The following is a 21,688-nucleotide window of genomic DNA, read 5'->3' on the forward strand; positions in this document are numbered from 1 at the left end:
TCAGGCCTTCGGCTCCCGGTGGTCCTTGAGCCGCTGCAGCTTCCCGACCGAGCGCTCCAGGGTGTCGGGGTCGACGACGTCGCAGGTCACGGAGATGCCGACGGTCTCCTTCACCGCGCGCACGAGCTCCGCGGCGGCCGGGCCGCGGCGGTCGGCGGGTGTGTCGCCGCGGGCCTCCACGCGCACGGTCATCGCGTCGAGCCTGCCCTGTGTCGTCAGCTCCAGCTGGAAGTGCGGCGCGAGCCCGGGGGTGCGGAGCACGATCTCCTCGATCTGGGTCGGGAACACGTTCACCCCGCGCAGGATGATCATGTCGTCGGACCGGCCGGTGATCTTGGCCATCCGCCGCATCTGCGGCCGCGCGGTGCCCGGGAGCAGCGTCGTGAGGTCGCGGGTGCGGTAACGGATGATCGGCAGTCCCTCCTTGGTGAGGCTGGTGAACAACAGCTCGCCCTCGGAGCCGTCGGGCAGCGGGGTGCCGTCGAGCGGGTCGACGACCTCGGGCAGGAAGTGGTCCTCCCAGATGTGCAGGCCGTCCTTGGTCTCCACGCACTCCTGCGAGACACCGGGTCCCATGACCTCGGACAGCCCGTAGATGTCGACGGCGTGGATGCCGGCCCGCTCCTCGATCTCGGAGCGCATCTGCTCGGTCCACGGCTCGGCGCCGAAGATCCCGACCTGCAGGCTCGTCGACCGGGGGTCGACACCCTGGCGCTCGAACTCGTCGAGCAGGGTGAGCATGTAGCTCGGGGTCAGCATGATGACCTCGGGTGAGAAGTCGCTGATGAGCTGTACCTGGCGCGGGGTCATCCCGCCGGAGACGGGGATGACGGTCGCGCCCAGCTTCTCCGCGCCGTAGTGCGCGCCGAGCCCGCCGGTGAACAGGCCGTACCCGTAGGCGACGTGCACACGGTGCCCGGGGCGCCCGCCCGCGGCCCGGATCGACCGGGCGACGAGCCCGGCCCACCGGTCGAGGTCGCCCGCGGTGTAGCCGACGACGGTCGGGCGGCCCGTGGTGCCCGACGACGCGTGGATCCGCGCGATCCGCTCGCGCGGCACCGCGAACATGCCGAACGGGTAGGTCTCCCGCAGGTCGGCCTTGGTCGTCGTCGGGAAACGCGCGATGTCGGCGAGCTCGCGGCAGTCGTCGGGGTGGACGCCGTGGGCGTCGAACCTCGCACGGTAGTGCGGCACGTTGTCGTAGGCGTGCCGCAGCGACCACTGCAGACGCTCCAGCTGCAGCGCGCGCAGCTCGTCGACCGACATCCGCTCGGCGGGGTCCAGCAGCTCGGCCGGGGGCGCGTCGCCCGGGCGCTTCGTGGCGGTCGTCATCACGCGTCCTTCTTCGCGACGAGGGTGAGCACGTCGTAGCGGGCGACGGACTCGCCGTCCTGCCGCGTGACGTCGGCGTCCCAGCGGACCTCGCCGTAGCCGGCGGACTCGCGCGGGGTGAGCTGCTTGCAGGTCAGGGTCACGGTGAGCTCGTCGTCGAAGCGGACCGGGGTGAGGAACCGCAGCCCGTCGACGCCGAAGTTCGCGAGCACCGGGCCCGGGTCCGGGTCGACGAACAGGCCCGCGGCCAGCGAGACGACCAGGTAGCCGTGCGCGACGCGCTGCCCGAACAGCGGGTTCGCCGCGGCGGCGGCCTCGTCCATGTGCGCGTAGAACGTGTCGCCGGTGAACTCGGCGAAGTGCTCCACGTCCTCCCGGGTCACCCGGCGCGGGCCGGCGACCAGGCAGTCGCCGGGGCGCAGCTCCTCGAGATGCCTGCGGAACGGGTGCACGTCGGTGGTGTGGCGCTGCGCGCCGGTGACCCAGCGGCCGGTGATCGCGGCGAGCGAGTCGGGGTCGGCCTGGACCGCGGTGCGCTGCATGTGATGGAACACCCCGCGCACGCCGCCCATCTCCTCGCCGCCGCCGGCGCGGCCCGGGCCGCCGTGGACGAGCTGCGGCAGCGGCGACCCGTGCCCGGTGGACTCGCCCGCGTCGCGGGCGTTGAGCACGTGCACGCGGCCGTGGAACGGCGCGACACCGAGCACGACCTCGCGGACGAACCCGGGGTCGGCGGAGACGACGGACCCGGCGAGCGACCCCTGGCCGCGGGCGGCGTAGTCGATCAGCTGCGCAGGAGTGTCGTAGGGCAGCACGGTCGACACCGGGCCGAACGCCTCGACCTCGTGCGGCTCGGCGCGGTCCGGGTCACCGACCAGCAGCAGCGGGGAGACGAACGCGCCACGGTCAGCGTCGGCGCCGGTCACCTCGACGTGGTCGGGGTCGCCGAACACGATCCGGCCGGCGTCGCGCAGGGCCTTCACGCTGCGGCGGACCTCCTCGCGCTGGTCGAGGCTCGCGAGCGCCCCCATCCGGACGCCCTCGGCGTCGGGGGCGCCGACCACGACCGACGCGAGCCGCGCGGTGACGGCCTCGACGACGGCGTCGACGTGTGTGCGCGGCACGAACGCGCGCCGGATCGCGGTGCACTTCTGCCCGGCCTTGACCGTCATCTCAGTGGTCAGGGCCGTCACGAACAGGTCGAACTCCTCGGTGCCGGGCATCGCGTCCGGACCGAGCGCGGCCAGGTTCAGCGAGTCGGCCTCGGCGGAGAACCGCACGGAGTTCCGGACGATCCCGGGGTGGCTGCGCAGGGTCTGCGCGGTCGACGCCGAGCCGGTGAAACTCACCAGGTCCTGACCGGTGAGGTGGTCGAAGCAGTCCCCCAGCGACCCGGCGACGAACTGGACCGCGCCGTCGGGGAGCAGACCCGAGTCCACGATCAGCTCGACCAGCCTCGCGGTCAGGAACGCGGTCGGCGACGCCGGCTTGATCAGCGTGGGGACACCGGCGAGGAACGCCGGGGCGAGCTTCTCCAACGGCCCCCAGACCGGGAAGTTGAACGCGTTGACCTGCACCGCGACTCCGTGGCGCGGGGTCAGCACGTGCTGGCCGAGGAAGCTGCCGCCGCGGCCCAGCGGCTCGACCGCGCCCTCGACGAACACGGTGTCGTTGGGCAGCTCACGCTTGGCCTTCGAGGCGTAGGCGAGCAGGACCCCGATGCCGCCGTCGATGTCGAACTTCGAGTCGCCGAGGGTCGCGCCCGTGCGCGCGGAGACGGCGTAGAGCTCCTCACGGTGCTCGCGCAGGTGCCCGCCGAGTGCCTTCAGCAGCGCGGCGCGCTGGTGGAAGGTCAGCTCGCGCAGGGCCGGGCCACCGGTGCGGCGACCGTGGGCCAGGGCCGCGCCGAGGTCCAGACCCTCGGCGGAGACACGGGCGACCTCGTCGCCGGTCACCGCGTCGTACAACGGGCGACCGTCCCCGGATCCGGTCTGCCAGGTACCGGAGAGGTGGCTGCGGAGCAGGGTCATCGGCGAGCCTCCGTCGCACTTCGTCGTCGAAGTCAGCATTGAACCGACCGTTCGTTCGGGAAAACGTAGCACCGGACCTCGCCGACGCACCAGACTCAAGTCGCACCGGGGACCGATCGTTCGGTCGGCCGCTAGGCTCACCGGATGACCTCCCCCGCCGCCGGCACCGATCCCGCCGTCCTCGTGACCCGCGACGAGACCGACCCCTCGGTCGCGGTGGTCACGCTGAACCGGCCCGCGAAGTACAACGCGCTCACCGTCGAGCTCAAGGAGGCACTGCTCGCGGCGGCCGTGGAGGTCGCCGCGGACGAGACGGTGCGTGCCGTCGTGCTGACCGGCGCGGGGAAGGCGTTCTGCGTCGGGCAGGACCTGGGCGAGCACGCCGCGGCGCTCGACGCCGACCCGGTCGACGCCCTGGGCACCGTGCGCCGGCACTACAACCCGTTGATCCGCGCGCTCAACGAGGCACCGAAGCCGGTGGTCGCCGCGATCAACGGACCCTGTGTGGGCGCCGGTCTCGGCATCGCGCTGGCCACCGACCTGCGGATCGCCGCGGAGGGGCTGAAGTTCGCGACCGCGTTCACCGGGATCGGGCTGTCCACCGACAGCGGCCTCGCGGCGTCGCTCGCGCACGCCGTCGGCGTCTCCCGGGCGACGGAGCTGGTGCTGCTGAACGAGCAGTTCACCGCCGAGGACGCCCGCAACTGGGGCCTGGTGCGCGACGTCGTCCCGGCCGACGAGGTCCTCGGCACCGCACTGGAGCTCGCGCGCCGGTTGGCCGCCGGGCCCACCCGCGCCTACGCCGAGGTGAAGGGCGCGCTGCGCTTCGGCGCGGTCAACGAGCTCCCCGCCGTCCTGGAGTACGAGGCCGACGCCCAGGTCCGGCTGTCGACCACGCGCGACCACCAGCAGGCCGTGAGCGACTTCCTCGCGAAGAAGAAGCCCGTCTTCGAGGGCCGATGAGCTCGCCGGTCAAGCGGGCCCGGCGGCCCAGCGGCGGCCGCGACGCGCTGCTCGAGACCGCGGTCGGGGAGTTCATCGACCGCGGCTACGACGCGACGTCGATGGAGGACCTCTCGCGGGCCGCCGGGATCACGAAGTCGTCGTTCTACCACCACTTCGCGGGCAAGGAGGCCCTGCTGCGCGCGGCGCTGGAACGCGCCGTCGAGGGGCTGTTCGGCGTGCTCGACCTGCCCGAGGCCCGCACCGGCTCCCCCGCCGACCGGCTTCGGGTGATCGTCGCCGCGCAGGTCGGGGTGCTGATGGCCGAGCTGCCGTACGTCACCCTGCTGCTCCGGGTGCGCGGCAACACCGAGACCGAGCGCTGGGCGCTGGAACGCCGCCGTGCGTTCGACGCGGCCGTGCGCGCCCTGGTCCGCGACGCCGTCGACGCCGGCGAGGTCCGCTCCGACGTCGACCCCGCCCTGGCCGCACGGCTGCTGTCCGGCACGATCAACTCGATCGTCGAGTGGTACCGCCCCGGCCGCCCCGGGACCGCCACCCTGCCCGAGGACGTCGTCCGCGCCGCGTTCTCCGGCATCGTCCCGGCGCCGTGACCGACGTCCGGGTCCGCGTCCGCCCCGAGGTCGACGACGTCGCGCTCTCCGCGCTGCACGCCGCCGGGTTCGACGAGACCCCACGCCTGCGACGCTGGTCCGCCCAGCTCGCGGCACACAGTCTGAGCTGGCTCGACGCCCGCGACGGCGACGCGCTCGCCGGGTTCGTCAACCTCGCCTGGGACGGCGACCGGCACGCGTTCCTGCTCGACCTCGTCGTCGCCGACGGGTACCGCCGCCGCGGGGTCGGCCGGGCGCTGGTCGCCGGGGCCGTGGAGCAGGCCACCGCGGCCGGCTGCACCTGGCTGCACGTGGACTTCGCCCCCCACCTGACCCCCTTCTACCGCTCCTGCGCCCTCCCTCCCACCGACGCCGGCCTCCTGCGCCTGCACGGCTGAGCAGTCGATCAGCACGTTCTCGCCCGCGACGGGGCGGAAACGTGCTGATCGATCACGCGTGACCGCCTCGGGACGTCAGGCGGCGACGGACCTCGACGGCCAGGAGGTCGGGGCGGGCCAGGACCACGCGGGCCTCGGGACGGAGGATCTCCCAGCCCTGCGCGGTCAGGAACGCCTGCCGTCGCAGGTCCGCCCGGGCTCGGCTGCGGTCCAGGTGGTGCTCCCCGTCGTACTCGATACCGAAGCGCTGGTCGGGATAGGCGAGATCGATCCGGAACGGGCCCACCGGGTGCTGCAGCACCGGCCGCCGGATTCCGTGGTCGTGCAGGGCGAGCCGGACCCGGGTCTCCATCGGGGACTCGGCCAGCGGGTCCGCCAGGGCGACCAGGTCCGCGAGCCGCCGGCTCCCCCGGGCGACCGGACGGGCGGCGGCGAACGCCAGGACCTCCCCCGGTGGGTAGCCGCCGACCCTGGCCAGCGCGTCCAGCGCGATCACGGCGTCGGTCCGCCCGACCCGGCAGGCCAGGTCGAACGCGGTCCGCACCCGCGACGTCGTGACGACCGTCCGGCCCGGTAGGTAGCGGGGCCTCCGCTCACCGGGGACGGGGATCCGGACACCGGTCACGACGTCCGCGGCCGGGATGTCGCGGTGTCTCAGGACCAGTCCGGGCCGGCTGCGCCGGTGCCCGAGCGCCACCACGACCTCCACCGGGACCCCGCGCGGTGCGCAGTCCGCGCCGAGCATCTCGGCCGCGGCCCACCCGCACAGTGCCGCCCGGCCGGTCCCGGCCCCGATCGCCCCGACGGCGACCGCCGCGCCCTCGCACCGCAGCAGGAAGGAGTCCGGGATGTGAGCGGCGACGAACACCCCGCGCACGACCGGGCGGAACCGGGGCCCCCGCAGCTGCTTGGAGGTGACCACCCCGGCGCGCACCGCCGCAGCGCCGAGGAACGGTCGCGCGAGATCCATGCCCCTTGGACCGCCTCGCCCGCCGACCGGTTCCCCGACGTCCCCGGTCCGGCACCCGCCGCCGCGCGTCGATCAGCACGTTCTCGCCCCGTGCAGGGCGGAAAGGTGCTGATCGACGCCTCAGGGACACGGGGTTGCGGGATCCCCCGGTCATCCGCCACACTCGTAGCCGAACGAACATTCGGTACGGAGGTGTCCAGTGACGAGCACCGCGCCATCCCCGGCGGAGCTGGAGGAGCGGTTCGACGCGACGATCGCGGCGGACCAGCGGATCGAGCCGCGGGACTGGATGCCCGAGGCCTACCGCAGGACGTTGATCCGCCAGATCGCCCAGCACGCGCACTCGGAGATCATCGGGATGCAGCCCGAGGGCAACTGGCTGCTGCGGGCGCCGTCGCTGCGGCGCCGGGCGATCCTGCTGGCGAAGGTGCAGGACGAGGCCGGTCACGGCATGTACCTGTACGCGGCGGCCGAGACCCTCGGCGTCGACCGCGAGGAGCTCACCGAGAAGCTGATCGACTCCAAGCAGAAGTACAGCTCGATCTTCAACTACCCGACGCTGTCCTGGGCGGACATCGGCGTCATCGGGTGGCTGGTCGACGGCGCGGCGATCGCGAACCAGGTCCCGCTGTGCCGCTGCTCCTACGGGCCCTACGCCCGGGCGATGATCCGCATCTGCAAGGAGGAGTCGTTCCACCAGCGTCAGGGCTACGAGTCGCTGCTCGCCCTGACCGCGGGGACCGAGGCGCAGAAGCGCATGGTGCAGGAGTCGGTGGACCGCTGGTGGTGGCCGTCGCTGATGATGTTCGGCCCGGCCGACGGCGACTCCCCCAACACCCACCGGTCGATGGCGTGGGGCATCAAGCGCCACACCAACGACGAGCTGCGCCAGCGCTTCGTCGACATGACCGTCCCGCAGGCGGCGGTACTGGGCGTCACGCTTCCCGACCCGGACCTCCGCTGGAACCCCGAGCGGCAGGCGCACGACTTCGGCGAACCGGACTGGTCGGAGTTCACCGCCGTGGTCTCCGGGGCGGGGCCGGCGAACCGGCAGCGCCTGGACCACCGGCGTCGCGCGCACGAGAACGGGGCGTGGGTGCGCGAGGCGGCGCAGGCCTACGCCGAGAAGCAGGCCGGGAAGCAGGGGGCACGGGCATGAGCGAGCAGGACACGAGCACCGAGAGCAGCGCAGGCGGAACGAGCATGAACACCGAGAGCAGCGCAGGCGGAACGAGCATCACCACCGGGAGCGGCGCAGGCGGAACGGGCATGACCGCCGAGGGCGGCCACGGCGCCGTCCCGACGACGGGTGTCGAGACCGGGCGGGGTGCGAAGCCGAGCCGTCGCGCCTGGCCGCTCTACGAGGTCTTCGTCCGCGGCAAGCGCGGGCTCAACCACGTCCACGTCGGGTCGCTGCACGCCGCGGACGACGAGATGGCCCTGCACAACGCCCGCGACGTCTACACCCGCCGCAACGAGGGTGTGAGCATCTGGGTGGTCCGCGCCGACGCGATCACCGCGTCCAGCCCGGACGAGAAGGACCCGTTCTTCGCCCCGAGCGGGGACAAGGTCTACCGGCACCCGACGTTCTACGCGATCCCGGAGGAGGTGCCGCACCTGTGAGCGGCTCCGTCTACGACGGCCTCACCGAGGAGGGCGACGACCCGCGCTGGGCGTTCGGGTCGGGGTTCGAGGACAGCGAGGCGGACATCGTCGCGCCGGTTCCCGCGGGCACCGATCCGGCGGACCTCGCGGAGTACTGCCTGATGCTCGGCGACGACGCGCTGGTCCTGTCCCACCGGCTGACCGAATGGGTCTCCAACGCCCCGGAGCTGGAGGAGGAGGTCGCGCTCGCCAACACCGCGCTCGACCTGCTCGGCCAGGCCCGGGTGCTGCTGTCGCGCGCCGGGCACCTGACCGGCCGCGACGAGGACGCGCTGGCCTACTGGCGCGAGGTGTCGGAGTTCCGCTGCGTCGGGCTCGTCGAGCCGTCCGACGACCTGGACTTCGCCCGCGCCATCGCCCGGCTGCTGGTGTTCTCCACCTGGCGGCTCGCGCTGCTGCACCGGCTCACGGACTCCGCCGACCCGGTGGTCGCCGCCGTCGCCGCGAAGGGGGTCAAGGAGGTCACCTACCACCGTGACCACGCCGCGCGGTGGACGCTGCGCCTCGGCGACGGCACGCCGGAGTCGCACCGGCGCATGCAGGACGCGCTGGAGTGGGTGTGGCCGCACCTCGGCGAGCTGTTCCGCACCACCGACACCGAGCGACGCCTGGTCGCCGCCGGTGTCGCCGTCGACCCGGCGGACACCCGCGAGGAGGTCGACGCGGTCCTCGCGCAGGTGATCGGGCGCGCCACGCTGACCGTGCCGCAGGTCCCGGCCACCGGCACGGTCGGGGGCCGCGGCGGCCGCCAGGGCGTGCACACCGAGAAGCTGGAGCCCGCGCTCGTCGTGCTGCAGAGCCTCGCGCGCCGGCACCCCGGGGCGTCCTGGTGAGCGGGGCGGGCACGGTCGTCGCGCAGGTCGTCGACCCCGAGATGCCGATGCTCACCCTCGACGACCTCGGCGTGATCCGCTCGGTGTCCGAACAGGACGACCGCGTGACGGTCACGATCACCCCGACCTACTCCGGGTGCCCGGCGATCGAGGAGATGCGCGCGGACATCCGCGGCGCGCTCACCGCGGCCGGGTACGCGCGCGTCGAGGTGCGGACGGTGTTCTCCCCCGCCTGGAGCACGGACTGGATCAGCGAGGCCGGGCGGCGCAAGCTCGCCGAGGCCGGCGTCGCGCCCCCCGGGAGCGCCCCGCGGACGGACGGACCGATCCCGCTGACGCTGGACGCGCCGTCGACGGTCGTGCCCTGCCCGCAGTGCGGGTCCCGGGCGACCGAGGAGCTGTCGCGCTTCGGCCCGACCGCGTGCACCGCGCTGCGGCGGTGCATCACCTGCCGGGAGCCGTTCGAGCACATGAAGGAGATCTGAGGGTGTGTGAGCATCGCAGCGAGCCCCGGCGAGCGAGGAGCGGAGCGCGCCCGGTGATCGACCGGACCGGCGAGGAGATCCGATGAGCGAGCGGCGCGCGGCGGCGTGGCAGGCCCGGGCCAACCAGGCGTACGGCCGGACGACGCTCGCCCTGGACGACGAGATCGAGGCCCTGCTGGCCGAGGACGACGCGCTGCCCGCCGGCTTCCACCGGCTCGTGGTGACCGAGGTCGACCGGTTGTGCGACGACGCCGTGGCCGTCACCTTCGACGTCCCCGAGGACCTGCGCGGGCACTACGACTTCCGGCCCGGCCAGTACCTGACCCTGCGGAAGGTCACCGCCGACGGCGAGGAGCGCCGGTCGTACTCGATCTGCTCCGCCGCCGGGGCCGCACCGCGGGTGGGGGTGCGCCGGGTCGACGGCGGCCTGTTCTCCGCCTGGCTGGTCGACGAGGTGACCCCGGGCGACGTCGTCGAGGTCGGCCCGCCGGCCGGGTCGTTCACCCCGGAGCTGACAGCGGGCACGCACCACGGCCTCGTCGCCGCCGGGTCCGGGATCACCCCGGTGCTGTCGATCGCGGCGTCGCTGCTGGCCGCGCACGACGACGCCCGCGTCACCCTCGTCTACGGGAACCGGCGGACCGACACGGTGATGTTCACCGAGGAGATCGCCGACCTGAAGAACCGCTACGGCCCGCGGCTGCACCTGCTGCACGTGCTCTCGCGCGAGCCCACCGAGGCCGAGATCGTCAGCGGCAGGCTGGACGCCGACCGGCTGCGGCTGCTGTTCACCGCACTGGTCGACACCGGCGACGTCGACGACTGGTGGCTGTGCGGCCCGCTCGGCATGACCGAGGCCGCGGTCGCGGTGCTCGGTGAGCTGGGCGTCGAGCGGCGCCGGGTGCACCGCGAGCTGTTCTACGTCGACGAGCCGCCGCCGGAGCTCGACCGCCACGAGCCCGAGCCGGACGGCGACGGCGCCCAGGTCACGGTCGTCCTCGACGGACGGTCGACGACGCTGGCCGTCCCGGCGGGCGAGTACGTCCTCGACGCCGCCCAGAAGGTCCGCGGCGACCTGCCGTTCGCCTGCAAGGGCGGGGTGTGCGGGACGTGCCGCGCGAAGGTGACCGACGGCGAGGTGACCATGCGGCGCAACTACGCACTGGAGGACGACGAGGTCGCCGCCGGGTTCGTCCTCACCTGCCAGTCCCGCCCGGTGACCGACACCGCCACGGTCGACTACGACGCCTGATACCGGCGATCATGACCACGTCGCGTCGCGGCCACCCGGTGGGACCGACCGGGTCGGTCGTGGTGCGCGCGCTCGGCCTGCTCGACGCGTTCGGCCCCGACCGGCCCGCGCTGTCGCTCAGCGACCTCGCCCGGCACGCCGACGTCCCGTTGTCGACCGCGCACCGGCTCGTCGCCGACCTGGCGGCGTGGGGCGCGCTGGAACGTGACGACGAGGGCCGCTACCGGATCGGGCTGCGCGTCTGGGAGCTCGGCGCGCTCGCCCCGCGCGGGCAGGCGCTGCGCGAGACGGCGCTGCCGTTCCTGGAGGACCTGTCCCGGGTCACCCGGGAGAACGTGCAGCTCGCGGTGCGCGAGGGCACCGAGGTGGTGTTCGTCGAGCGGCTCGCGGGGTCCGGCGCGGTCCCGGTGCAGACCCGGGTCGGGGGGCGTTTCGCGCTCACCGCGACCGGGGTCGGGCTGGTACTGCTCGCGCACTCGCCGCCGGAGCTGCAGGACGAGGTACTGGGCGCGCGGATCGAGCGCTACACCCCGTTCACGGTGACCGACCCGCAGCGGATGCGCCGCATGCTCGCCGACGTCCGCCGCGACGGCCACTCGGTCAGCGACCGGCAGGTCACCGACGACGCGCTGTCGGTCGGCGCCCCCGTCTCCGACGCCCGTGGCCAGGTCGTCGCGGCCGTCTCGCTCGTCGTGCGGCACGGCAGCGTCTCCGCCCGCGCGCTCGCCCCGCTGGTGCGCACCACCGCCGCCGGGATCAGCCGCGCGCTCAGCACCTCCACGCGCTGAAACCCTTCCATTATCCGGAAGGAACTTACGGCGCGGCGCCCGTCGCCCCGCATCCTCGCTGCACCACCACGACCGCGCGGAGACGACGGAGTCCCACCATGCGCCCATCCCCCGCGGCGGACACCGTCCGCCGCCTGCTCGACGACGCACCGATGTCCCGGTACCAGTGGGGCGCGGTCGCGGCGTGCGTCCTGCTCAACGTCCTCGACGGCTTCGACGTGCTGGTCATGGCCTTCACGGGCCGCTCGGTCGCCACCGAGTGGGACCTGTCCGGCAGCCAGCTCGGGCTGCTCCTGTCCGCGGGCCTGGTCGGCATGGCCGCCGGTTCGGTCCTCATCGGACCGTGGGCCGACCGCGTCGGGCGGCGGCCGATCGTGCTGGGCTGCCTGGTCGTGGCGGGCCTCGCCATGCTGGGCTCGGCCGCGGCGCAGTCCCCCGGCCAGCTCGGCGCGCTGCGGCTGATCACCGGGCTCGGCGTCGGCGGCATCCTCGCCACCAGCAACGTCGTCGCCGCGGAGTACGCCTCGGCCCGCTGGCGGGGGCTCGCGGTCAGCCTGAACTCCACCGGCTACGCGATCGGGGCCGTCCTCGGCGGCGTGCTCGCGGCCACGCTGATCGGGCAGTTCGGCTGGCGGTCGGTGTTCCTCGCCGGGGGCCTGGCGACCCTGGCCGCGGTCCCGCTGGTCTGGTGGCGGCTGCCGGAGTCCCTGGACTTCCTGCTCGTGCGCCGCCCGGCCGGGGCGCTGGAGCGGGTCAACGCGCTGCTGGCGCGGATGGGGCACGCGGCGCTGCCCGCCCTCCCCGACGGCGCTCCGGTGCGGACCGGCGTCGCCGCGGGGTACGGGGCGCTGCTGCGCCCGGCGCTGCGCCGCACCACGGTGCTGCTCTGGATCAGCTTCTTCTGCGTGATGGCCGGGTTCTACTTCGTCACCAGCTGGACCCCGACCCTGCTCGTCGAGGCCGGGCTCTCCCCGGACGCGGGCATCGCCGGCGGCACGCTGCTCAACGTCGGCGGCATCTTCGGCGCCGCCGGGCTCGGCCTGCTCGCCGCCCGGTTCCCGCTGCGGCACGTGCTCGCCGGGTACCTGCTGGCCACCGCGGTGCTGCTGGCCGTGTTCATCGCCAGCACCTCCTCGCTCGCGGTGGCGTTCGTCGTCGCCGCGCTGGTCGGGCTGTTCGTCAACGGCTGCGTCGCCGGGCTGTACGCGATGGCACCGACCTCCTACGGCGCCGACGTGCGCACCACCGGCGTCGGCACCGCGCTCGCGGTCGGCCGGTCCGGGGCGATCCTCGCGCCGACCCTGGCCGGGGCGCTGCTCGACGGTGGCGCGACCCCGCAGTCGCTCTACCTGCTCTTCGCGGCCGTGTTCGTCGGCGCGGCCGCCCTCGTCCTGCTGCTCCGCCGATCCGACACCCCCACCACCCAGGGAGTCTCCGCATGAGCTCGATCCCCCGCGACCAGTGGTACGTCGCCGCCTACTCCGCCGAGATCGGCCGCGAGCTGTTCGGCCGCACGATCTGCGACGAGCCGATCCTGTTCTGGCGCACCGAGGCCGGCCAGGTCACCGCGCACGCCGACCGCTGCGTGCACCGCCGGTTCCCGCTGTCCCAGGCCCCGAGCCGGCTCGTCGGCGACACCGTCGTCTGCGGCTACCACGGCTTCACCTACGGCGCCGACGGGAAGTGCGTGGCGGTGCCGGGGCAGAACCGGGTGCCGCGCACGGCCCGGCTGGCGGCCTACCCCGTCGTCGAGCAGGACTCGCTGATCTGGGTCTGGATCGGGGACCCGGAGCGCGCCGACCCGCTGCGCATCCCCCGCGCGACCTACCTCGACGACGCCGCGTGGACCACGGTGCGCGGGATGGAGCCGCTGGCCGCACGGTTCTCGCTGCTGGTGGACAACCTGCTCGACCTGTCGCACGAGACCTACCTGCACGGCGGCTACATCGGCACCCCGGAGGTCGCCGCCACCCCGATCTCGACCGAGGTCGACGAGGACGCCGGCGTCGTCTACGTCTCGCGGCACATGGCCGACGCCGAGTGCCCGCCGTTCTACGAGCGCTCCACCGGCCTGTCCGGGCGGATCTCGCGCTGGCAGGACATCGAGTACACCCCGCCGTGCCTGTACAAGCTGCACTCCCGGATCGCGCCGGTCGGCTCCGTCCCGCACGCCGACGGCTCCGACCCGGACGCCTTCCACGTGGAGGTCGTCTACGCGATCACCCCGGAGACCGAGCACTCCACACACGACTTCTGGATGGTCGCGCGCGACTTCGCCCTCGCCGACGTCGAGGTCTCGGCGTTCCTCGCCGAGCAGAACCGCACCGTCGTGCTGCAGGACGTCGAGGCGCTCGACGTGCTGGAGAAGGTGATCGCGACCGAGCCGGCGGGCTACCAGGAGCTGTCGGTCAACATCGACACCGGCGGGCTCGCCGCGCGCCGGATGCTCGCCCGGATGGCCGGCGCGGCACCGGCGGTCCCGTCCCCGGCGCCCGCCCGGTGAGCGCGATCCCCGAGGCCCCGCCCGTCCTGCACGGGCACCGTGTCCAGCGCATCCACTGGGTGCTGGGCACCGACCTGCTGCGCGCGGTGTGCCACTGCGGCGCCGAACGCGTCTTCGACGACCCGGTGCCGCTGTGGGACTGGCTGCTGGGCTGCCCCGTGGACCACGAGACCTGGAGTACGTCGTGACCGACCCCGAGCTGCACCTGGTGGTGGAGAAGAAGGAGCTCCTCGCCGACGACGTCGTGCTGCTGACCCTGCGCGACCCGTCCGGCGCCGAGCTCCCGGAGTGGACGCCCGGTGCGCATCTCGACCTCGTGCTGACCGCGGACCTCGTCCGCCAGTACTCGCTGTGCGGGGACCCGGGCGAGCGCTCGGTCTACCGGGTCGCGGTGCTGCGCGAACCCGCCGGGCGGGGCGGCTCGGCGCACGTGCACGACGTCGTCGCCGAGGGCGACACGGTGCTCGTCCGCGGGCCGCGCAACCGGTTCGCACTCGTCGACGCCCCGGGCTACGTGTTCGTCGCCGGCGGGATCGGCATCACCCCGCTGGTCCCGATGATCGCGGCGGCGCACGCCGCGGGCGCGGACTGGCGGCTCGTCCACGGGGGGCGCAGCCGGGCGTCGATGGCGTTCACCGAGCTCGCCGGGCGTCATCCCGACCGGGTGACCCTGGTGCCGCAGGACGAGGCCGGACTGCTCGACGTCGCCGGGATCCTGGCCGCGGCCGCCGGGCGGCCCGTGTACTGCTGCGGGCCGGAGGGGCTGCTCGCCGCCGTCGAGGCCGAGGGGGAGCGTCTCGGCGTGCCGGTGCACGTCGAGCGGTTCTCCGCCCGGCCCGGCGCGCTCGACGGCCCGGACGAGGCGTTCGAGGTGGAGCTGTCGGGGTCGGGAACGGTCGTCGCCGTCCCGGCGGGCTGCTCGATCCTCGACGCCCTGGAGGGCGCGGGGATCGCGACGCTGTCCTCGTGCCGGGAGGGGACCTGCGGGACCTGCGAGACCGGGGTGCTGGCCGGCGAACCGGACCACCGGGACTCGCTGCTCACCGAGGAGGAGCGGGCGTCGAACGAGGTGATGATGCTGTGCGTGTCGCGCTCCCGGTCGCCGCGGCTGGTGCTCGAGCTCTGAGGCCCGGCGCCCCGTAGGGTCGGGCGCGTGTTCGTCAAGGTGTGCGGGCTGCGGACCCCCGGTGACGTCGACGCGGCCGTGGCCGCCGGCGCCGACGCGGTCGGGTTCGTCGTGTACCCGCCGAGCCCGCGCCACGTCGACCCGGCCGACCTCGGCGCGCTCGTCGCCCGGGTGCCGGACGGCGTGCGGTCGGTGGTCGTGGTCGCCGACCTGCCCGCCGACCGGGCCGCGGCGGTGACCGCCGACGCCGGCGCCGACGCGCTGCAGCTGCACGGCCGCTACACCCGCGACGACTTCACCGCGGCCGCCCGCGCGCCGATCACCCTGTGGCGGGCGACCTCGCTGGCCCACGACCCGGACCTCACCGTGGGCCTGTACGGCGAGGACGTGCTGCTGCTCGACTCGCCCGTCGCCGGGTCCGGCGAGCGCTGGGACGCCGAGGCGCTCGACCCGCGACCGGCCGGGAGGTGGCTGCTCGCGGGCGGGCTGGACCCGGACACCGTCGCCACCGCGGTGCGCCGGGTCCGCCCCTGGGGCGTCGACGTCTCCAGCGGCGTCGAGTCGTCCCGCGGCGTGAAGGATCACGCCCGCGTCCGCGACTTCGTCGCCGCCGCCCGCGCCGTGGGCTGAGGACCGCGCGGCCGATCCGATCAGCACGTTTCCGCCCCACCGGGGGCCGCAACGTGCTGATCGACGTGGCTCGACGTCGGGGATGCATGATCTCGTTGGATCATGCATTATTCCGGTGATCAGGCATCGTCTCGACGTCGAGGAGCCGTCATGGCCGCGGGCGCACTGCAGGGCAAGGTCGCGATCGTCACCGGGGGTGCGTCCGGCATCGGCCGGGACGACAGGCGGGGCATCTGATGGCGCTCCCCCTGGACGGGCTGGTCGTCGTGTCCTGCGAGCAGGCCGTCGCCGCCCCGCTGGCGACCCGGCATCTCGCCGACCTCGGCGCTCGCGTCATCAAGATCGAACGCGAGGGCTCGGGCGACTTCGCCCGCGACTACGACGAGACCGTCTACGGCATGTCCAGCCACTTCGTGTGGCTGAACCGGTCCAAGGAGTCGGTCACCCTCGATCTCAAGTCCGACGACGGCCGCGCCACGATGCTGCGGCTGCTGGACCGGGCCGACGTGTTCGTGCAGAACTTCGCCCCGGGCGCCGCCGAGCGGCTCGGGCTCGGTGCCGCGGCGCTGCGCGAGCGGTACCCGCGGCTGGTGACCTGCTCGATCTCCGGCTACGGCTCGTCCGGCCCGTACCGCGACGCCAAGGCCTACGACCTGCTCATCCAGTCCGAGGCCGGGCTGGTCTCGATCACCGGCACCGAGGACGCGCCCGCGAAGAGCGGCATCCCGGCCGCCGACATCGGCGCCGGCATGTACGCCTTCTCCGGCATCCTGTCCGCGCTCTACGAGCGGGAACGCACCGGGCGGGGCACCGACCTGGAGGTCAGCCTGTTCGACTCGCTGGTGGAGTGGATGGGCTATCCGCTCTACTACGCGGGCTACGGCGGCACCGCCCCGCAGCGGACCGGCACCAGCCACGCCGCGATCGCCCCGTACGGCACCTTCTCCGCCGGGGACGGCACCGACGTCGTCCTGTCGATCCAGAACGAACGGGAGTGGGCGACGTTCTGCGAGGTCGTGCTGGGACGCCCGGAGGTCGCGACCGACCCGCGGTTCGCGAGCGGCCGGGCCCGGGTGGAGAACCGTCCCGACCTGCACGCCGAGATCGACACCGTGCTCACGGGCCTGACCGGCGACGAGCTCGTCGCGCGGCTGGTCCAGGCGCGGATCGCGCACGCCCGGCAGCGCGAGGTCGGTGAGGTGCTGGAGCACCCGCAGCTCGCCGCGCGCGGCCGGTGGACCGAGGTCGGCAGCCCGGTCGGGCCGCTGCGCGCACTGCAGCCGCCGATCACCGTCGCCGGGCGGACCGCGCGGATGGACCCCGTCCCGGCCGTCGGCGAGCACACCGACGCCGTCCTCGCCTGGCTCGACGAGCGGTGAGCACCAAGCGGGACCGGATCGTCGACGAGCTGCGCCGCGACATCCTCGGCGGCGGCCTCGCCCGCGGGACGCCGCTGCGCCAGGACGAGCTGGCCCGCCGCTTCGGCGCGTCCATCACCCCGGTCCGCGAGGCGCTGAGCCTGCTGTCCGCGGAGGGGCTGGTCGTCGCCGAGCACCACCGCGGGGTGCGGGTCGCCGGCGTCGACGTGGACCGGGTGACCGCGACCTACGTGGTGCGCCGGCTCACCGAGGCCCACGCGGTCCGCCGCGCGACGCCGCGGGTCTCGCGGCACGACCTCGCCCGGGCCCGCGCCGTCCTCGACCGCCCCGCCGACGACCCGGCCGCCGCCCGCGAGCGGAACCGCGAGTTCCACTTCCTGCTCTACGACCGGTGCGGCGTGCCCGCGCTGCCGGAGCGGATCGCCGCGCTGTGGCAGGCGTTCCCGTGGGACCTGACCCTGCACGACGACGACCGCGCCGCCGCCTCGGCCGCCGAGCACCGGGCGATCCTCGACGCGGTGACCGACGGCGACGCCGACCGGGCCGCCGCCGCGACCGAGGCGCACGTGGCGGGCGGGTTCGCCTCGCTGCTCCGCGCGCTCGGCGGGGCGCGGGCCGGGGACCCGTTCGACGACTAGGGTCGCGCGGATGGACTGGGTACGGCACGCGATCTGGTGGCACGTGTACCCGCTGGGGTTCACCGGGGCCCACCCCGACCGCGGCGACGGCGCGGACCACTCGCTGCGGCGGATCGTCGGCTGGCTCGACCACGCCGTCGCGCTGGGGGCGAACGGGCTGCTGCTCGGCCCGGTGTTCGCCTCGGCCACCCACGGCTACGACACCACCGACCACCTGCGGATCGACCCGCGCCTGGGCTCGGACGCCGACTTCGACGCGCTCGTCGCGGAGGCGAAGGGGCGCGGCCTGCGGATCCTGCTCGACGGCGTGTTCAACCACGTCGGCCCCGAGCACCCGCGGCTGCTCGCCGCCCGCGCCGACCCCGGCGGGCCGGACGACGCCTGGTTCCGGCACACCGACGACGGGGAGATCGCCGTCTTCGAGGGCCACCCCGGCCTGCACACCCTCGACCACGACAACCCCGCCGTCCGCGACCATGTCACCGACGTGCTGTACCACTGGCTCGACCGCGGCGCCGACGGGTGGCGGCTCGACGCCGCCTACACCGTCCCCGACGACTTCTGGGCCGCCGTGCTCCCCCGCGTCCGCGAGCGCCACCCGGATGCCTGGTTCCTCGGCGAGGTCATCCACGGCGAGCACGACGCGGTCACCGCCGCCACCACGATCGACGCGCTCACCCAGTACGAGCTGTGGAAGGCGATCTGGTCGAGCCTCAACGACGGCAACCCGCACGAGCTGGCGTGGGCGCTGCAGCGTCACGACCGGTTCGTCGCCGCCGCGGTGCCGAACACCTTCGTCGGCAACCACGACGTCACCCGGCTCGCGTCGCAGCTGCACGACCGCCGCCACATCGAGCTCGCCGTCGCCGTGCTGTGCACGGTCGGCGGCACGCCGTCGGTGTACGCCGGCGACGAGCTCGGCCTGACCGGGGTCAAGGAGGAGCGGGCAGGCGGCGACGACGCGGTCCGCCCCGAGTTCCCCGCCGACGGGTCCCTCCCCTCCGGCGCCGACCCGCACGTCCTGGCCGTGCACCAGGAGCTGATCGGCCTGCGCAGGCGCCACCCCTGGCTGTACGACGCGCGGACCGAGGTGGCCGAGGCCACCGACGACCGGCTCGTCTACGTCAGCCACGGCGACGGTGGCGCCCTGCGGGTCACCCTCGACTACGCCGCGGGCACCTGGGACGTCCAGGACGCCTGACCCGACCTCGGCAACAGGTGGATCACGGTTGATCCTTCCGGCCGAGCGGCCCGCCACTCGCAGCACCGCGACAGCCGGTGGTCGCGGACCGGCCCCACGCGGACAACCCGATCCGTACGGTCGATCACGGAACGGTCACGGTCCTGATCCCCAGCAGGACCCGCGCGCCCCGCTCCCCAGGCACCCGGGCGCAGCCGTCTCCGACGAGGAAGGACGCCCTGCGTGCCGAGGAACATCCCCGGCTCCGTGGCGGCCCGGCGCTCCCCGAGCCGGACCGACCCGAGCCGACCCCTGCCGTCGACGACCGTCGTCACCCGTGACGTCGGCCCGGAGCGGGGCGGGAGGCACCGCCGCGCGGGGCGGGCCCGCACCCTGCAGGCACTCACCTCCGCGCTCGCCGGTGGCGGCCTCGTCGCCGCGCACGCCGCGACGGGCGGCGGGCTCCCCCGGGTCGACGACCTCGCGTTGCAGGCGTTCAGCACCCCGGCCGCGGACGCCTCGCTCGCCGACGCGGTCCCGGCCACACCGACGGCGCACGCCGGCGCGGCCCGGTCGCTGGCCGAGCCGCCGCCCCCCGTCGACGTCGACGCGATCGTCGGCGCCGCGGACGGTGCGGTCGGCTCCGCGGTGAAGGCCCGCGACGAGGCGCGCGAGCGCGCCCGTGCCGCCGCCCGCGAGGCACGGGAGGCGGCCGCCCGCGCCGCCGACTCCGCGCGGTCCTCGGCCGGGACCTCCGGCGCCCCCTCGGGTGGCGGCCCGACCGGGTCCACCACGTGTGCCCTGGGCACCGCGGGCATGGAGGGCGTCGCCGCGAACGTGGCGACGGCCGGGGAGAAGCTGCGCTGCCTGTTCGGCGTCGACTCCGTGCTGGGCATCGGCAGCCGCGGCAACGCCTCCGACCACCCCAGCGGCAAGGCTCTGGACTTCATGGTCGACAAGGCGACGGGCGACCGGCTCGCCGCCTACGCCCGGCAGAACCGGGACGAGCTCGGGATCTCCTACATCATCTGGCAGCAGCGCATCGACACCGGCAGCGGCTGGGAGGCCCAGGAGGACCGGGGCGGGGCGACGGCGAACCACATGGACCACGTGCACATCTCGTTCACCTGACGTCGCGACGACGATCGCCGCGTCCGAGGGGTCCGGTGCCGTTCCCGGCACCGGACCCCTCAGCCGTGACGATCTCCGCTCAGCCCGGCAGCGTCCGCATCTCCGCGATCTCCGCCTGCTGGGCGTCGACGATCTGCTGCGCCAGCTCCCGCGCCCGCGGGTCCACCCCGGCGTCGAGCTCGGCGCGGGCCATGGTCACCGCCCCCTCGTGGTGGGCGATCATCATCTGGAGGAACGACCGGTCGAAGGCGGCGCCGGACGCGCGCCCCAGAGCGGCCATCTGCTCGTCGGACATCATCCCGGCCATCCCGGCCATGTCGCCGTGACCGCCGTGGTGGTCCGCGGCGGGCGCGGCGCCCCAGTCGGCCAGGAACCCCTGGAGCCGGCCGATCTCCGGGCCCTGGGCCGCCTCGATCCGGGCGGCGAGGTCGCGCACCCGGGCTCCGGCGCGGCCGTCGGCGAGCCGCGCCATCGCGACCGCCTGCTCGTGGTGCGGGATCATGCCCTGGGCGAAGGCGACGTCGGCGCTGCTCGACGAGGCCGCGGGCGGGGCGGACGCTCCCCCGCCGGCGCAGCCGGTCAGGACGAGGGCGGCGGCCAGTGCCGTGGCGGCGAGCGCCACGTTCGTGCGTGTCATGTGTCGGTACTCCCGTGTCGTGGGTGCTCGGCGGCTCCGGCGCTCTCCCGCGCCGGAGGCCGGTCACGTCCGCGACACGCAGAGCAGCGCGAGCCGCCGCGGGACCGGGGGCGGACGGGCCGCCGGTGCGGTCCGCGGACTCGCCGGACCGGCCGGCCCCCGCGACGACGGCAGCGGCGCGACCCCGGCCAGCAGCACCGCCGCGGCCAGGACGACCCCGGCCGCGAGCACGGCCAGGCACAGGTGCAGCAGGTGCGACGCCCCGTCGTGGGGCACGCCGTGCGGGTCGGGATGCGCGGCCCCCGGTTCCCCGGCGGGCGCGACCCCGTGCGGGCCGGGATGCGACGGCCCCGGGGAGTCGTGGAGCGTGCCCCCGTGGGTGACGACGGGTGCGGCGGCGGGAGCGTGGTGTACACCGGAGGACACGGGCGGCGCCGCGAGCGCGTGCATCCCCAGCAGCCCGAGCAGCACCGGCAGCACGAGCACGAGCAGCCGGGTCCGGTCCGTCACACCCCGCACGCTACCGCCACGGTGGATACCGTTACCCCCTAGGGGTATAGTGACGGTGGACCCCGAGGAGGACGCGATGCCCGGCTACGCCGACACCAAGGACGCGCACGTCAAGCGGATGCGCCGGATCGAGGGCCAGGTCCGCGGCATCACCAGGATGATCGAGTCCGACAAGTACTGCATCGACGTGCTGACCCAGGTCGCCGCGGTCAACAAGGCCCTCGAGGCCGTCGCGCTGGGTCTGCTCGACGAACACCTGAAGCACTGCGTCGCCGACGCCGCCACCGAGGGTGGCCCCGTCGCCGAGGAGAAGATCCGGGAGGCCAGCGCGGCGATCGCCCGGCTGGTCCGGTCCTGAACCCGATGTTCCCCAACCCCGAACGGGAGAGAGCACGATGAGCACCGCCAGCTACACCGTCACCGGCATGACCTGCCAGCACTGCGTCGCCTCGGTCACCGAGGAGATCAGGGAGATCGCCGGCGTCACCGACGTGGCCGTCGACCTGCCGACCGGCGCCGTCACCGTCACCAGCGACGACGAGATCTCCCCCGACGCCGTCCGTGACGCCGTGCACGAGGCGGGTTACCAGCTCGTCTGAGCACCCCCTGACCACCCACCCGGCGCGGGTCGCCACCGCCACCCGC

25 protein-coding genes are annotated in these 21,688 nt (G+C 74.5%); 20 read left to right on the plus strand and 5 right to left on the minus strand.

The window, feature by feature from the left end:
* Complete coding sequence (gene paaK / locus ZF1_RS19980; RefSeq protein ID WP_476652191.1) at positions 1–1,332, minus strand: phenylacetate--CoA ligase PaaK; 1,332 nt, start codon at positions 1,330–1,332, stop codon at positions 1–3.
* Positions 1,332–3,362, minus strand: coding sequence for a phenylacetic acid degradation bifunctional protein PaaZ (gene paaZ / locus ZF1_RS19985; protein ID WP_476652193.1), 2,031 nt, complete (start codon positions 3,360–3,362; stop codon positions 1,332–1,334). Before paaZ ends, paaK begins: the two co-directional genes overlap by 1 nt.
* 144 nt (positions 3,363–3,506) lie before the next feature.
* Here paaZ and ZF1_RS19990 point away from each other — a divergent pair, with 144 nt between their 5' ends.
* From ZF1_RS19990 to ZF1_RS20000, 3 genes are read left to right on the plus strand one after another with little or no spacing between them, the layout of a single operon-like run.
* Entirely contained in the window at positions 3,507–4,325 is an 819-nt protein-coding gene (locus ZF1_RS19990) for an enoyl-CoA hydratase/isomerase family protein (RefSeq protein WP_251786640.1), read from the plus strand.
* Positions 4,322–4,918, plus strand: a complete 597-nt coding sequence (locus ZF1_RS19995) for a TetR/AcrR family transcriptional regulator (RefSeq protein ID WP_062396736.1) — start codon at positions 4,322–4,324, stop codon at positions 4,916–4,918. Before ZF1_RS19990 ends, ZF1_RS19995 begins: the two co-directional genes overlap by 4 nt.
* Positions 4,915–5,316, plus strand: a complete 402-nt coding sequence (locus ZF1_RS20000; protein WP_405415877.1) for a GNAT family N-acetyltransferase — start codon at positions 4,915–4,917, stop codon at positions 5,314–5,316. Before ZF1_RS19995 ends, ZF1_RS20000 begins: the two co-directional genes overlap by 4 nt.
* A 52-nt stretch (positions 5,317–5,368) precedes the next feature.
* On the opposite strand, the gene ZF1_RS20005 is transcribed toward ZF1_RS20000, so the two are convergent.
* Positions 5,369–6,286, minus strand: coding sequence for an endonuclease domain-containing protein (locus ZF1_RS20005; protein ID WP_405415875.1), 918 nt, complete (start codon positions 6,284–6,286; stop codon positions 5,369–5,371).
* A gap of 199 nt (positions 6,287–6,485) precedes the next feature.
* On the opposite strand from ZF1_RS20005, the gene paaA reads away from it, so the two are divergent.
* The 15 genes from paaA to ZF1_RS20080 all read left to right on the plus strand — a co-directional run bounded on the left by paaA (position 6,486) and on the right by ZF1_RS20080 (position 19,896).
* A complete protein-coding gene (gene paaA / locus ZF1_RS20010) occupies positions 6,486–7,445 on the plus strand; it encodes a 1,2-phenylacetyl-CoA epoxidase subunit PaaA (protein WP_208820999.1) in 960 nt (319 codons plus the stop codon).
* 44 nt (positions 7,446–7,489) lie between these two features.
* The gene (paaB, locus tag ZF1_RS20015) at positions 7,490–7,909 is read left to right on the plus strand and encodes a 1,2-phenylacetyl-CoA epoxidase subunit PaaB (RefSeq protein WP_482638731.1); all 420 of its coding nucleotides are present in this window, start codon (positions 7,490–7,492) and stop codon (positions 7,907–7,909) included.
* Complete coding sequence (gene paaC, locus ZF1_RS20020; RefSeq protein WP_350589136.1) at positions 7,906–8,784, plus strand: 1,2-phenylacetyl-CoA epoxidase subunit PaaC; 879 nt, start codon at positions 7,906–7,908, stop codon at positions 8,782–8,784. Before paaB ends, paaC begins: the two co-directional genes overlap by 4 nt.
* Positions 8,781–9,269 (plus strand): 1,2-phenylacetyl-CoA epoxidase subunit PaaD, encoded by a 489-nt coding sequence (gene paaD, locus ZF1_RS20025; protein WP_482638044.1) that lies wholly within the window; start codon positions 8,781–8,783, stop codon positions 9,267–9,269. Before paaC ends, paaD begins: the two co-directional genes overlap by 4 nt.
* Positions 9,270–9,351: 82 nt before the next feature.
* Positions 9,352–10,521, plus strand: coding sequence for a 1,2-phenylacetyl-CoA epoxidase subunit PaaE (gene paaE, locus ZF1_RS20030; protein ID WP_482638045.1), 1,170 nt, complete (start codon positions 9,352–9,354; stop codon positions 10,519–10,521).
* Positions 10,522–10,532: 11 nt separating this feature from the next.
* Entirely contained in the window at positions 10,533–11,309 is a 777-nt protein-coding gene (locus ZF1_RS20035; RefSeq protein ID WP_482638046.1) for an IclR family transcriptional regulator, read from the plus strand.
* Between the two features lie 98 nt (positions 11,310–11,407).
* Positions 11,408–12,751 carry an MFS transporter gene (locus tag ZF1_RS20040; RefSeq protein ID WP_482638047.1) on the plus strand — a complete coding sequence of 448 codons (1,344 nt, stop codon included), beginning with the start codon at positions 11,408–11,410 and terminating at the stop codon, positions 12,749–12,751.
* Positions 12,748–13,812 (plus strand): aromatic ring-hydroxylating oxygenase subunit alpha, encoded by a 1,065-nt coding sequence (locus tag ZF1_RS20045; protein ID WP_178373008.1) that lies wholly within the window; start codon positions 12,748–12,750, stop codon positions 13,810–13,812. The genes ZF1_RS20040 and ZF1_RS20045 overlap by 4 nt, the downstream gene beginning before the upstream one ends.
* Positions 13,809–14,000 (plus strand): hypothetical protein, encoded by a 192-nt coding sequence (locus tag ZF1_RS20050; protein WP_073577386.1) that lies wholly within the window; start codon positions 13,809–13,811, stop codon positions 13,998–14,000. The genes ZF1_RS20045 and ZF1_RS20050 overlap by 4 nt, the downstream gene beginning before the upstream one ends.
* Positions 13,997–14,938: a PDR/VanB family oxidoreductase gene (locus tag ZF1_RS20055; protein ID WP_482638048.1), complete on the plus strand. Its 942-nt coding sequence runs from the start codon at positions 13,997–13,999 to the stop codon at positions 14,936–14,938. Before ZF1_RS20050 ends, ZF1_RS20055 begins: the two co-directional genes overlap by 4 nt.
* Positions 14,939–14,965: 27 nt before the next feature.
* Complete coding sequence (locus ZF1_RS20060; protein ID WP_482638049.1) at positions 14,966–15,568, plus strand: phosphoribosylanthranilate isomerase; 603 nt, start codon at positions 14,966–14,968, stop codon at positions 15,566–15,568.
* 236 nt (positions 15,569–15,804) lie between these two features.
* Positions 15,805–16,947, plus strand: a complete 1,143-nt coding sequence (locus ZF1_RS20065) for a CaiB/BaiF CoA transferase family protein (protein WP_482638050.1) — start codon at positions 15,805–15,807, stop codon at positions 16,945–16,947.
* Positions 16,944–17,585 carry a GntR family transcriptional regulator gene (locus ZF1_RS20070; protein ID WP_167409985.1) on the plus strand — a complete coding sequence of 214 codons (642 nt, stop codon included), beginning with the start codon at positions 16,944–16,946 and terminating at the stop codon, positions 17,583–17,585. The genes ZF1_RS20065 and ZF1_RS20070 overlap by 4 nt, the downstream gene beginning before the upstream one ends.
* A gap of 10 nt (positions 17,586–17,595) precedes the next feature.
* Positions 17,596–18,786 (plus strand): alpha-amylase family glycosyl hydrolase, encoded by a 1,191-nt coding sequence (locus ZF1_RS20075; RefSeq protein WP_482638051.1) that lies wholly within the window; start codon positions 17,596–17,598, stop codon positions 18,784–18,786.
* A gap of 222 nt (positions 18,787–19,008) precedes the next feature.
* Positions 19,009–19,896: a VldE C-terminal domain-containing protein gene (locus tag ZF1_RS20080; protein ID WP_482638052.1), complete on the plus strand. Its 888-nt coding sequence runs from the start codon at positions 19,009–19,011 to the stop codon at positions 19,894–19,896.
* 79 nt (positions 19,897–19,975) lie between these two features.
* Here the strand turns inward: ZF1_RS20080 and ZF1_RS20085 are convergent, their stop codons facing one another.
* Both ZF1_RS20085 and ZF1_RS20090 read right to left on the minus strand, forming a co-directional pair.
* On the minus strand, positions 19,976–20,533 hold the full coding sequence (locus ZF1_RS20085) for a DUF305 domain-containing protein (protein WP_482638053.1): 558 nt from the start codon (positions 20,531–20,533) through the stop codon (positions 19,976–19,978).
* Between the two features lie 63 nt (positions 20,534–20,596).
* A complete protein-coding gene (locus tag ZF1_RS20090) occupies positions 20,597–21,043 on the minus strand; it encodes a DUF6153 family protein (protein WP_482638054.1) in 447 nt (148 codons plus the stop codon).
* A 76-nt stretch (positions 21,044–21,119) separates the two neighbouring features.
* On the opposite strand from ZF1_RS20090, the gene ZF1_RS20095 reads away from it, so the two are divergent.
* Positions 21,120–21,401: a metal-sensitive transcriptional regulator gene (locus tag ZF1_RS20095; RefSeq protein ID WP_226350647.1), complete on the plus strand. Its 282-nt coding sequence runs from the start codon at positions 21,120–21,122 to the stop codon at positions 21,399–21,401.
* A gap of 37 nt (positions 21,402–21,438) precedes the next feature.
* Positions 21,439–21,642 carry a heavy-metal-associated domain-containing protein gene (locus ZF1_RS20100; protein ID WP_357439469.1) on the plus strand — a complete coding sequence of 68 codons (204 nt, stop codon included), beginning with the start codon at positions 21,439–21,441 and terminating at the stop codon, positions 21,640–21,642.
* Positions 21,643–21,688 lie beyond the last annotated feature (46 nt).

It is taken from the genome of Pseudonocardia sp. ZF1 (assembly GCF_056835605.1).